We start from the raw sequence: 11,731 nt of genomic DNA, 5'->3' as shown, positions 1-11,731 counted from the left end.
TGCATTTAAAAAGCAGATTAAAATGTATCAGCCAACAATAATTAACGGCCTACAGATCATCGATATAACCTAAACTTCTCAGAGCCCGCTCATCGTCTGCCCAGCCAGATTTGACTTTCACCCAGGTTTCCAGAAATACTTTTCTGCCAAAAAGCGCTTCCATATCGAGACGGGCTTCACGGCCAATCGTTTTGATCTTCTCCCCGCCCTTACCAATGATCATTTTCTTCTGGCCTGTTCTTTCAACCAGAATTAATGCATTGATATGGAAACCATCTGTCTCCGGATTATAATCAAACCGCTCGATTTCAACCGTGACAGAGTAAGGCAGCTCTTCTCCGGTGAAACGCATTATTTTTTCCCGGAGAATTTCTGACGCCATAAAACGCTGAGAACGATCCGTGACATATTCCTCTGGAAAATGATGAACAGCCTTGGGCAAATGTTCCCGTACATGGTGGCGGATGACATCAATATTTTTACCGTTCTTCGCAGAGACAGGAATGATATCAACAAACGTCATTTTGTCCGATAAAGAAGCCATATGCTGCATCACGTCATTACGATCTTTGACGTTATCAACTTTGTTCACACACAGCACGACAGGGAAATCCGCTTTCTTCAGCTTGTTTAAAACCATGTCATCATCTTTAGTCCAGTGTGTTCCTTCCACCAGAAATAAGACCAGATTCACATCACTGAGTGAACTGGTTGCTGCACGATTCATTAAGCGGTTTATCGCTCGCTTTTCCTCAATATGAAGTCCGGGCGTATCAACATAAATCGCCTGATAATCACCATCAGTTTCCACCCCCATAATGCGGTGGCGGGTTGTTTGTGGCTTACGGGAGGTGATTGATATCTTTTGCCCTAAAAGTTGATTCAGTAAGGTTGACTTACCAACATTAGGTCGCCCTACGATTGCAATAAAACCGCAGTGCTGTTCCTCTGGTTGACTCTCTTTTTTTGATTCTGAAGCAAAAAATGCGTCAATATCAAATTCATCTTTGTCATCAGCCATTCGTCAATCGCTCTAATGCTTGCTCCGCAGCAGCCTGTTCGGCTTTACGGCGGCTTGTACCTTTACCAATAACAGGCACCTGAATACCTGCGACTTCACACGATACAGTAAATTCCTGATTGTGCGCTTCACCTTTAATATTAGTCACTGTATAGACAGGCAGCGGATTTCTTCGTCCCTGTAAATACTCTTGCAAGCGGGTTTTTGGATCTTTTTGCGATACACCGGGCTTAATTGTATCTAAGCGTTCCTGATACCATTGCAAAATAATACGGCGAACAAACTCTATATCACTATCAAGATAAATCGCACCAATGATCGCTTCAACAGCATCAGCAAGTATCGAATCTCTTCTGAAGCCGCCACTTTTCAACTCACCTGGACCTAATTTTAAGTAATCTCCCAGCTCAAACTCCCGGCCCAGTTCGGCCAAGGTGTTTCCTTTCACTAAAGTCGCCCGCATACGACTCATATCACCTTCATTACTTTTGGGAAAACGGTGATACAAGTCATCAGCAATGACAAAACTTAAAATTGAATCGCCCAGAAATTCCAGTCGCTCATTATGCTGGCTGTCAGCACTGCGGTGGGTCAGTGCTAAATCCAGTAGTTCTTTATTTTGAAACTCATATCTGAGTTTCCTTTCAAGGTTTTGAATTGGAGAATTCATATCTTCTCATCATTAAGGGTTATTAAACCTGGAGACTGTTGGCCTAGTGTATACGGCCAACACGATTAAATCGCACATTTGTAGGAATCCAGGAAGGAAGAGAACTATCTGCATCCCGGTTAAATTCAAAACTAATCCAGATAGCAACAGCTTTTCCGACCAGATTGCGCTCAGGCACAAACCCCCAATAGCGGCTGTCTGCACTATTGTCCCGGTTATCACCCATCATGAAATAATGACCTTCAGGAACAATCCACTCACTGACACCCGGACGGGGCTGATAATCCTGAGGATGAACGGGCCGCCATGGATTAATCAAAATATGGTGATCAACATCACCCAGCTTTTCACTGAGCTGAAGTAATGGCATGCCATTAACACCCAGATTACTTTTCTGTACATCAGACAACGGCACAGGCTTACAGACTGATTCATTACGAGGCTGAATACACAACTGCTTCTCATTACTGTAACGGACGATATCACCCGGTAATCCAACAACCCGCTTGATATAATCAACAGAAGGGTTCGGCGGATAGCGGAAAACCGCAATATCACCACGCTCAGGCTTTCCGGTTTTAACAATTGTTGAATGCATGACCGGATCTTTCAGCCCATAAGCAAACTTTTCAACCAGAATAAAATCCCCGACCAGCAAGGTTGGCTTCATTGAGCCTGATGGAATCTGAAACGGCTCAAAAATAAACGACCGGATCACTAAGACCAATGCAATCACCGGAAAAATTGAAACACTGTTTTCAACCCACCAGGGCTGAGGCAAAACTTTATCTTCCAGAGAGGTATCCAGGTCATTTGTCTGAGCCTGGAGCTCAGCAAATTTTAGCTGACGTTTCTTAGCCCAAACCCACTTTTCAAGCGCCCAGATAATACCGGTAACTATAGTGACCAAAACTAAAATCAGTGAAAATGTATTCGCCATAAACTTCCCTTAGTTTAAAAAGACGAAAGTGAAAGCGCCAAAGCACTTTCACTTATAATTTATCGTTATTATCGCACTTCATCAAAATATCGGATTAATCTTTACCAACGTGTAAAATAGCCAGGAATGCTTCCTGAGGTAATTCAACATTACCGATTTGCTTCATGCGCTTTTTACCTTCTTTCTGTTTCTTCAACAGTTTTTTCTTACGGCTTACATCACCGCCATAACATTTTGCTAATACATTCTTTCTTAACTGCTTCACAGTCGAACGGGCAATAATGTGATTTCCGATTGCAGCCTGAATCGCAATATCAAACATTTGGCGCGGAATGAACTCTTTCATTTTTTCGACCAGCAGACGACCACGTGATTGCGCCTGTTCTTTATGTGTAATGATTGCCAGCGCATCCACACGATCACCATTGAGCATGACATCAACGCGCACCATGTCTGACGCTTCAAATCGCTGGAAAGAATAATCAAGTGACGCATAACCACGGGATGTAGATTTCAGACGATCAAAGAAGTCCAGTACCACTTCAGCCATTGGTATATCATAAGTCAGAGCAACCTGATTACCGTGATAAACCATATCGACCTGAACACCGCGTTTTTCAACACAGAGAGTAATCACATTCCCCAGATAATCAGACGGCACTAAGATATTACAGCGGGAAATCGGTTCACGAATTTCATGAATATCATTCACAGCTGGCAGCTTTGCCGGGCTATCAACATAAATTGTTGAACCGTCTGTATTTTCAACTTCATAGACAACCGTCGGCGCCGTGGTAATTAGATCCAGATCGTATTCACGTTCCAGCCGCTCCTGAATAATTTCCATGTGCAACATGCCAAGGAAACCACAACGGAAACCAAACCCAAGCGCAGCAGACGTTTCAGGCTCATAAAATAGTGAAGCATCATTCAGGCTCAGCTTACCCAGAGCATCCCGGAAGTTTTCATAATCATCCGAAGAGACAGGAAACAAGCCAGCGTAAACCTGAGGTTTAACTTTCTGAAATCCGGGTAATGCCGTTTCACAACCATTTTTGGCTAACGTCAGCGTATCACCGACTGGCGCACCAAGAATATCTTTGATTCCACAGACAACCCAACCCACTTCACCGGTTTTCAGCGCTGTTGTATCTTCTTGTTTAGGCGTAAATATACCCAAACGATCAACGCCCCAGATCTGACCTGTACTCATCACCTTAATTTTGTCATTTTTCTTCAGCACACCATTTTTAATCCGTACCAAAGAAACAACACCCAGATAATTATCAAACCAGGAATCAATAATTAAAGCTTGCAGCGTACTGTTTTCATCACCTTCAGGCGGTGGTATGTCCGAAACAATCTTCTCCAGCACATCTTCTACACCGACGCCGGTTTTCGCAGAACATTTCACCGCGTCAATTGCATCAATCCCAACGATATCTTCAATTTCTTCAGCAACACGTTCCGGTTCAGCGGCAGGCAAATCAATCTTATTCAGAATCGGAACAACTTCCAGATCCATTTCGATTGCCGTATAACAGTTCGCCAGCGTCTGAGCTTCAACTCCCTGTCCGGCATCGACCACCAGCAAAGCACCTTCACAAGCAGCCAGAGAACGGGAAACTTCATATGAAAAATCCACATGTCCCGGTGTATCAATGAAATTGAGCTGATAGGTTTCACCATCTTTAGCTTTGTAGTTCAGTGTCACACTCTGTGCTTTAATAGTGATACCACGTTCCCGCTCCAGATCCATCGAATCAAGAACCTGCTCGGCCATTTCACGATCACTCAAACCACCACAAACCTGAATCAAGCGATCAGACAGGGTTGATTTTCCATGATCAATATGGGCGATAATCGAAAAGTTGCGAATGTGCTTCATAGAATTATGGGTGAATAAACTCTTACAGTTGTGAAAGAAAAAGAATGGACTGTGTATTGCCACAGTGCTATTCCAGTAAAGTTGGGCGATTTTACCGAATTTAAAATAGATTCGCACCCTAAAATCAATTTCTGATTTAATTTACAGAATAGATTCCCCCAAAACACGCAGCAAGGTCACTTCATTCAGGGTTCGTGCTTCAAGTCGCTTTGACATTAATCTCGAAAGAAATACACCGGAAACAATAAAACCGACCGATGTCAGAATAACGGAGGGCTCACTATGATGAAAAAATGGCGAGACAATAAATTCCCCTGCAAAAGTCCCGGTAATCAGCATCAGCAGGGGAAAAAGATAAACGATCAACGCAGATTGTAATAAACTTTTCTCAGGTAAGCCAATCTCCACCATTTGGCCTGGTTCAAGCTTTTGCTGAGTTTCCAGAGACCAGCTCAGACTCTTGTTGCCAACAGCTTTAGATACGACACCGGTACCACAGCTTGAAGAAGATGCACAATGGCTACAGCTTGTTTGCTGTTCACAACGCAGTTTCACCTCATATCCATTTTTTGAGGGATGAACATCAGAAACTGTTGCCAAAGCAGTCATCATGGCGACTTCACTCCTGTCTTTTGAAATGCGACAGATTTCGCGATTCGTTTTGCAGTCTCCGGTGGTATATCACCAATCACAGATATTTCATTATGACCAATTACCAGACTATGCAATGTTCTTCTTCCTTGCCGAATCAACTGATTCTTCAGAGAATAATTATCCTTATCTGAAATATAGACAGAGAAACTAAATAAACCATCAGAGAATAGCTGGCTTTCGACCACCTTTTTCGTCACCGCCATACGATAACGATTCAATTCTTTTGCAACGAATCCAGCCGGGACCCACGTCACCTGCCAGAAACTTTTCTTCATTTTATTTTCCGGCAAAGATAAAACACCGGGTAGCTGGACTTTTTTCAGATTATTCATCACAGCAATAAGTTTATCGCTGACAGAATAAGAAATTGTCCGGTACTGCTCTAATATCTCACCATCGCGGTCAACTAAATCGGCCCTCAAAGGTAAATGGCTTCTTTCATCGACCCAGAGCACATACGAATAGCGCAAACCGTCTTTAGGAACGACGCGCACAACCAGACAAGACGTACCCGCTTCTCTGCCCCGCCCTATTTTCACATAATCATAGAAATGACTCAGGTGTTGAATGTTGCTGTTTAGTAAAGGAATGACCGGCGCCACCATTTGACCGGATTCAATGGTGAAGGGTTCAATTCCGGGTTCAATATAGCTGACTTCGCTTCCACGACGAATGACTTCCCGGACAGGACCACTTAAATAAATTAAATGTGCCAGGGATTCTGATTCACTCACAGCATGACGATAAAGCAATGGCTCAATACCATTCTTTTTGATCAGAATATAGGAAAGTTCGTAATTAAGTTCTTGACTGGCGCGATTCATCTGAAGTAACAAAGCCTCTGCTGACAAATCATCAGCAAAGGCCATCGATGTACTCAAGCTGAACAGCGCAACAACACTGACCAGAAATTTTTTCATTCAATAACTAACTCTTAGTGACCACTAGAATGATTAGAATTTTCACTATTTAATTTTAACTGAAGTTCATAATCCTGCAGCATTGCATTAATACGGCGACGCTGCTCCTGAACATTTGTTTCAGTTTGATACCGTTTCTCAGACTCATGTTTTTGAACAGACTCCCGAGTCAGACTTACCGGTTCAGCAGTCCCTGCAAGTGGAATGGTCTGCAGTACAGGAGGCTGTTGTTCATGACCCGCAATATTTGAAGTATCACTCCCACCATATTGCTGTACCCCGACAACAACAGCCAGAGAAACACAAGCCGCAATGGCAACTTGTCCTAACTGACCCAACCACGCAGGAAGCTGTTTTCGGGCTTGTGCCGGCGAAGGCTGAGACTCAGCAAAAGTGATGTCTAAATGTTCTGTTTTCTCAGTCTTATCAAACTGGTAATGTACCGGTTCTTTTTCCAGTGCGACAGAGACCTGCTCAGCAATGTCCCATTCACTATGGAGCGAATCCCCGCGCATCACATCACCAATGACATGGTAATTACGCCATACTTTCAACCCGTCCTGATCACCTGATAACTCGTTGATTAACGCTTTATCGATCAGTTCTCCATCCATGAGCGCCGAAATTTTTTCTTTATCAGCCATTTTATCCACCATCATTCAGATAAGTCAGACACTACAAAAGCGAACTAATCCGCTTTTCTACTGCCTCCCGTGCTCGAAAAATCCGGGACCGTACTGTTCCAACAGGACAATCCATCACCGCAGCAATTTCTTCATAACTCAGACCATCGAGTTCTCTTAACGTCATTGCGGTCTTTAAATCTTCTGGTAATGCATCTATCGCCGCAAAAACAGCACGCTTCAATTCCTTGGACAACGTAATGTTTTCGGGGTTCGATATTTCTTTCAGAATATTGTCGTTCTCGTAATATTCAGCATCTTCTGCATCAATATCATTTGCAGGAGGCCTCCGACTCTGTGCAACTATATAATTCTTAGCAGTATTTACAGCAATCCGGTAGAGCCAGGTGTAAAAAGCACTTTCTCCGCGAAACGAAGGAATAGCTCTGTATGCCTTAATAAATGTTTCCTGGGCAACATCAGCGACATCTCCTGAATTATTCACATACCTTGCAATCAGGTTACAAACCTTATTTTGGTACTTCGTGACCAATAGGTTAAATGCCTGTTTATCGCCATTTTGAATTCGCTCAATCAATACTTGATCGGTTAACTGCTCGTGCATTCGAGCGTACACTCCTATAATTTATCTCCCCGTTCATCTCACTCACGAGGGGGTTATACATTCAAAAATGTAGTATTGACACCACTGCTGACATGAGCAGTATAATGAGACCCTTACAAAAAAAAATAGTTCCCCCGATATTAAATTTCTTTTCATAAAAGAGCAGAACTCAACTCGTTGAATATGTTGTTATTTTATTTTTTTAAACCACCAAAAATTATAATGTTGACAACTAATCATAAGTTCAAAACGCTGAACCAGACAAGAATCATTTGCTGCTCATATAAAAAGAATGCCATCTGATATGGTGATCAAAAAATCTAAGAACTATAAACAGTCTCATCAGGATAAACAGGCAAATATCCAGTAGAGGAAAGCAATATCAGAGTTCTGATTGTAAGTCGGTGCTTAACAAAACCGGATAAAAAATACTCTTGCTGATTATTGGGAAAACGAATTTATGAATGCTACTAGGGAACATCAGTGCGATGTGCTGGTCATTGGAAGTGGTGCTGCGGGACTATCTCTTGCTTTGCGTATTGCAGGTAAATCTGAAGTGATCGTTCTGAGTAAAGGTCCATGGAGTGAAGGTGCTACATATTATGCCCAAGGGGGAATTGCTGCCGTATTTGACGAATCAGACAGTGTTGACTCCCATGTTCAGGATACGCTCATTGCCGGAGATGGCATCTGCGAGAAAGAAACGGTCAGATTCATTGCCGAAAATGCAAAAAAATGCGTTCAATGGTTAATCGATGGTGGCGTCCCCTTTGACCTGGATGAAACCAGTCAGGCGTCAAAACCAAAATATCATCTGACACGGGAAGGTGGGCACAGCCACCGCAGAATTCTGCATGCTGCAGATGCGACCGGCATGGCGATGCAAAATTCATTGCAGGATAATGTGTTAAGCCATCCGAATATCCGGGTATTTGAGCGTCATAATGCACTGGATTTGATCACCGAAGATAAAGTTGACGGTGATCCGGGTAAAGTGATTGGGGCATACATCTGGAACCGGAATGATGAACATGTCGAGACTGTCAGAGCAAAATTTGTGGTTCTGGCTACAGGCGGCGCTTCAAAAGTTTATCAATATACATCCAATCCGGATGTCTCCTCCGGCGATGGTATAGCAATGGCATGGCGTGCTGGCTGCCGGGTAGCAAATATGGAATTTAACCAGTTTCATCCGACTTGTCTTTATCACCCTGAATCCAGAAACTTTTTGCTGACCGAGGCACTCAGGGGAGAAGGCGCTCATTTAAAACGTCCTGATGGCTCAAGGTTTATGCCGGATTTTGATGAGCGGGGAGAGTTAGCCCCACGGGATATTGTTGCCCGGGCCATTGACTATGAAATGAAGCGGCTGGGTGCAGACTGCATGTATCTCGATATCAGCCATAAACCTGCTGACTTTATTACAAAGCACTTCCCGACTATTTATGCCAAGCTTCAGGAATTGGGCATTGATATGACCAAAGAGCCGATTCCGATCGTTCCGGCCGCGCATTACACATGTGGCGGTGTGATCGTAAATCAGCAAGGTCAGACTGATTTAAAACATCTCTATGCGATTGGTGAAGTCAGCTATACGGGTCTGCATGGTGCAAACCGGATGGCATCAAATTCCTTACTCGAATGTGTTGTTTATGCACAATCTGCCGCCGCTGATATCATGAGTAAAATAGATGACGCCCCGCTTCCGCCATCACCACCATTTTGGGATGAAAGCCAGGTCACCTGCTCCGATGAAGAAGTGGTCATCCAGCATAACTGGCACGAGTTACGGTTATTTATGTGGGATTACATGGGAATTGTACGAACAGATAAACGGCTTGAACGGGCTCTCAGACGCATCCACCTGCTACAGCAGGAAACACATGAATACTACAGTAATTTCCGGGTATCAAACAACCTGATTGAATTACGTAATTTACTACAGGTTGCAGAGTTAATGATTCTGTGTGCTATACAAAGAAAAGAGAGCCGGGGACTCCACTATACGCTCGATTATCCAGATAAACTGGAGCAAAGTGGACCAACAATTCTTGAGCCTTAAAAGACTCAGCTTATTATTTTCCATGTGAAGCGCGGAGGTGAACATACCTCCGCTTCTCTGAAACAATTAAATATCTGTAATCCGATTCTTCGCAACTATCACGCCAGAGTAACTGACGTTCACCGGATTGATAAATCACAATCAAAAACCAGCTTGCATATAACACCGACACCCGCTCCACTCCCCTGGAGGGCCCGTCAACAAACTCAATCACCCCGGAAACTTTATACAGAAACGGCTGATGAATACCATCAACAAAAAGCAACTGGTCTCTGATATTTTTCCCGAGTACGCCAAAAAAAGAGAAACTGACCGAAACCGGGAAATCAGATGTTGTCACCCCCCACAACATCAGAGAAATGACAAACAAACTCACCAGACAAGCGTTTGTTGATGGTTTAGGAACAATACTAACGGACTTTGCTAAGGTTATAGGCAATGATTTTATCCACGATTGAAGCATGACTCAGATTTTCACTTCGGGTATGTCCCATGATCCATGAAAATAAATCAGGGTCATCACACTCAAGCAGAGAAACAAAATCACGCTGCTCTGTCTCATTCAGCTTATCAAAGCATTCATCGTAAAACGCCATGATCACAACATCCAGTTCTAACATACCGCGACGGCATGCCCACTTTATCCGGGCTTTTTCTTCATTGGTATACATTTTCAAACCTCTTCAGGAATAATTGTTATAAGTTTATCAATGGGAATTCATCGCAACTACCAGGTAAATCACAATGCAGTTCAGGCTGACAAAAAAACACTTCCGCTTTAACATAGGTGAAAAGCCTGAAAAAGCGATATCGACTATGAACATAATAAACTCTTTTGATAATTTACCACATCAACAAGATGATGACTTACCCGAATTAATGCTGACTCATCTTTCCTCCTGGCAAGCTATCGTGATGTCCGGACCGGATAAGAAAAATTATCTTCAGGGACAAGTCACCTGTAATGTAGCAACGCTTTCCAAAGACCAGTCAACTTTTGGTGCACATTGCGATCCCAAAGGCAAAGTCTGGTCCATTTTTCGTCTTTTCCACCATCATGATGACTACGCAATGATCCAGTCTCTGTCAGCGGTTGAGGCAGAACTGAGGGAGCTGAAAAAGTATGCCGTCTTCTCTAAAGTTGAAATAACCAGCAGTGATGAGGCAATTCTTGGCATATTCGGTCGGGAAGCTCAGTCGTATATCGATCATCTGAATGACAGTCCATCAGATGTACGCCCTGTTGATGGTGGGACAGCAATAAAAGTGACGCCTTCCCGGTGGATGCTTCTTGTAACACCGGAAAAGGCAAAAGAAATCATCTCCGGATTTACCGGAAAAAAAGTAGATGAATCGATCTGGACCCGCTTTGACATTGAGGACGCATTACCCGGCATATCAGCCCCGGAGCAATGCCAGCATATTCCTCAGGCGTTTAATCTGCAGGCCGTTGGAGGGATCTGTTTTACGAAAGGCTGCTATACCGGCCAGGAAACCATTGCCAGAGCAAAGTACAGGGGTACGAATAAACGTTCAATGTTCATTATCAAAGGCAATATTCACCAAGCATTAGACACAGATTCTCCGGTTGAAGTTGAACGGGCAGTGGGTGAGAACTGGCGCTCAGCCGGACACTTAATCATGAGTTACACATTTAGTAATCAGCAATCAATCGGGTTGATTATTTTGCCAAATAATCTGGAGCAAGAAACGGTTTTTCGCCTCAAATCACAGCCAGAAACACGCTGGTCAATTCAGCCATTGCCTTATGCTTTAGAAGATGAAGAATAATTTCAGCGAAACACCTTTGCTTGTGTTCCTGCGTCAGCAGCAGATTGCGCACCGCCTGCTGCTGCAGGATAAACCGGCCAACACAATTGAGGAGGCAGCGAAACTCAGAGGCATCCGCCCCTGTCAGATGGTAAAATGTATTTTACTCAGAGATATGGATAATCAGTATGCTCTGGCCTGCGTTCCGGGACATTTATCAGTGGATCCTAAAAAAGTCAGAGCTCACCTTGGATGGAAAAGAATGACATGTGCAAGCAGTGAGCATGTCTGGCAAATCACGGGTTACCAAACAGGGACCGTCACCCCTTTACTCCTCAAAACACCGCTCCCGGTTCTGTTTGATCCTGCCATTCAGAATGAGCAGGAAATCACCATTAGCAGTGGTCACCTGATGGCGGGTATAGCCATGTCTTCCCGGGATCTGGTGACTCTCGTCAACCCTGTATTTACAGTCATTCATCGCAATAACCCGCAATAAAAAGCCTATAAATGTAAAATAATTGTTATACTAAGTCGTAGATTATGAAAATATTCTGG

Annotated in this window: 13 protein-coding genes; 3 read left to right on the top strand and 10 right to left on the bottom strand. The window is 43.5% G+C overall.

Translation table 11 applies throughout. The features are described from left to right. Window positions 1-49 precede the first annotated feature (49 nt). From era to rpoE, 8 genes are all read right to left on the bottom strand, one after another. Entirely contained in the window at window positions 50-1,021 is a 972-nt protein-coding gene (gene era / locus OCV29_RS03100; protein ID WP_073603450.1) for a GTPase Era, read from the bottom strand. Continuing rightward, window positions 1,014-1,691 carry a ribonuclease III gene (gene rnc / locus OCV29_RS03095; RefSeq protein ID WP_073603451.1) on the bottom strand — a complete coding sequence of 226 codons (678 nt, stop codon included), beginning with the start codon at window positions 1,689-1,691 and terminating at the stop codon, window positions 1,014-1,016. The genes era and rnc overlap by 8 nt, the downstream gene beginning before the upstream one ends. A gap of 43 nt (window positions 1,692-1,734) precedes the next feature. Next, window positions 1,735-2,631, bottom strand: coding sequence for a signal peptidase I (gene lepB / locus OCV29_RS03090; RefSeq protein WP_073603452.1), 897 nt, complete (start codon window positions 2,629-2,631; stop codon window positions 1,735-1,737). 94 nt (window positions 2,632-2,725) lie between these two features. Then, window positions 2,726-4,519, bottom strand: coding sequence for a translation elongation factor 4 (gene lepA, locus OCV29_RS03085; protein WP_073603453.1), 1,794 nt, complete (start codon window positions 4,517-4,519; stop codon window positions 2,726-2,728). A 141-nt stretch (window positions 4,520-4,660) separates the two neighbouring features. Next, on the bottom strand, window positions 4,661-5,131 hold the full coding sequence (locus OCV29_RS03080; protein WP_073603454.1) for a SoxR reducing system RseC family protein: 471 nt from the start codon (window positions 5,129-5,131) through the stop codon (window positions 4,661-4,663). Further along, a complete protein-coding gene (rseB, locus tag OCV29_RS03075; RefSeq protein ID WP_073603455.1) occupies window positions 5,128-6,093 on the bottom strand; it encodes a sigma-E factor regulatory protein RseB in 966 nt (321 codons plus the stop codon). The genes OCV29_RS03080 and rseB overlap by 4 nt, the downstream gene beginning before the upstream one ends. 14 nt (window positions 6,094-6,107) lie before the next feature. Beyond that, window positions 6,108-6,737 carry a sigma-E factor negative regulatory protein gene (locus OCV29_RS03070; RefSeq protein ID WP_073603591.1) on the bottom strand — a complete coding sequence of 210 codons (630 nt, stop codon included), beginning with the start codon at window positions 6,735-6,737 and terminating at the stop codon, window positions 6,108-6,110. A gap of 31 nt (window positions 6,738-6,768) precedes the next feature. Next, window positions 6,769-7,341, bottom strand: a complete 573-nt coding sequence (rpoE, locus tag OCV29_RS03065) for an RNA polymerase sigma factor RpoE (protein ID WP_073603456.1) — start codon at window positions 7,339-7,341, stop codon at window positions 6,769-6,771. A gap of 460 nt (window positions 7,342-7,801) precedes the next feature. Here rpoE and nadB point away from each other — a divergent pair, with 460 nt between their 5' ends. Then, window positions 7,802-9,403, top strand: a complete 1,602-nt coding sequence (gene nadB / locus OCV29_RS03060) for an L-aspartate oxidase (protein ID WP_073603457.1) — start codon at window positions 7,802-7,804, stop codon at window positions 9,401-9,403. 13 nt (window positions 9,404-9,416) lie between these two features. Here nadB and OCV29_RS03055 read toward each other — a convergent pair whose 3' ends face one another. Together OCV29_RS03055 and OCV29_RS03050 are read right to left on the bottom strand one after the other, a co-directional pair. Continuing rightward, window positions 9,417-9,842 carry a hypothetical protein gene (locus OCV29_RS03055; protein ID WP_139281561.1) on the bottom strand — a complete coding sequence of 142 codons (426 nt, stop codon included), beginning with the start codon at window positions 9,840-9,842 and terminating at the stop codon, window positions 9,417-9,419. Next, on the bottom strand, window positions 9,814-10,074 hold the full coding sequence (locus OCV29_RS03050; protein ID WP_073603459.1) for an FAD assembly factor SdhE: 261 nt from the start codon (window positions 10,072-10,074) through the stop codon (window positions 9,814-9,816). The genes OCV29_RS03055 and OCV29_RS03050 overlap by 29 nt, the downstream gene beginning before the upstream one ends. Window positions 10,075-10,219: 145 nt before the next feature. Here OCV29_RS03050 and ygfZ point away from each other — a divergent pair, with 145 nt between their 5' ends. Both ygfZ and OCV29_RS03040 read left to right on the top strand, forming a co-directional pair. Beyond that, window positions 10,220-11,194, top strand: coding sequence for a tRNA-modifying protein YgfZ (gene ygfZ / locus OCV29_RS03045; RefSeq protein ID WP_073603592.1), 975 nt, complete (start codon window positions 10,220-10,222; stop codon window positions 11,192-11,194). Continuing rightward, window positions 11,184-11,672, top strand: coding sequence for an aminoacyl-tRNA deacylase (locus OCV29_RS03040; RefSeq protein WP_073603460.1), 489 nt, complete (start codon window positions 11,184-11,186; stop codon window positions 11,670-11,672). Before ygfZ ends, OCV29_RS03040 begins: the two co-directional genes overlap by 11 nt. Window positions 11,673-11,731: the final 59 nt, after the last annotated feature.

This window comes from Vibrio aerogenes (assembly GCF_024346755.1).
Taxonomy (GTDB): Bacteria; Pseudomonadota; Gammaproteobacteria; order Enterobacterales; family Vibrionaceae; genus Vibrio; species Vibrio aerogenes.
The sequence above is the reverse complement of the archived record's forward strand: the minus strand, read 5'-3'. Positions and strand labels throughout refer to the sequence as shown.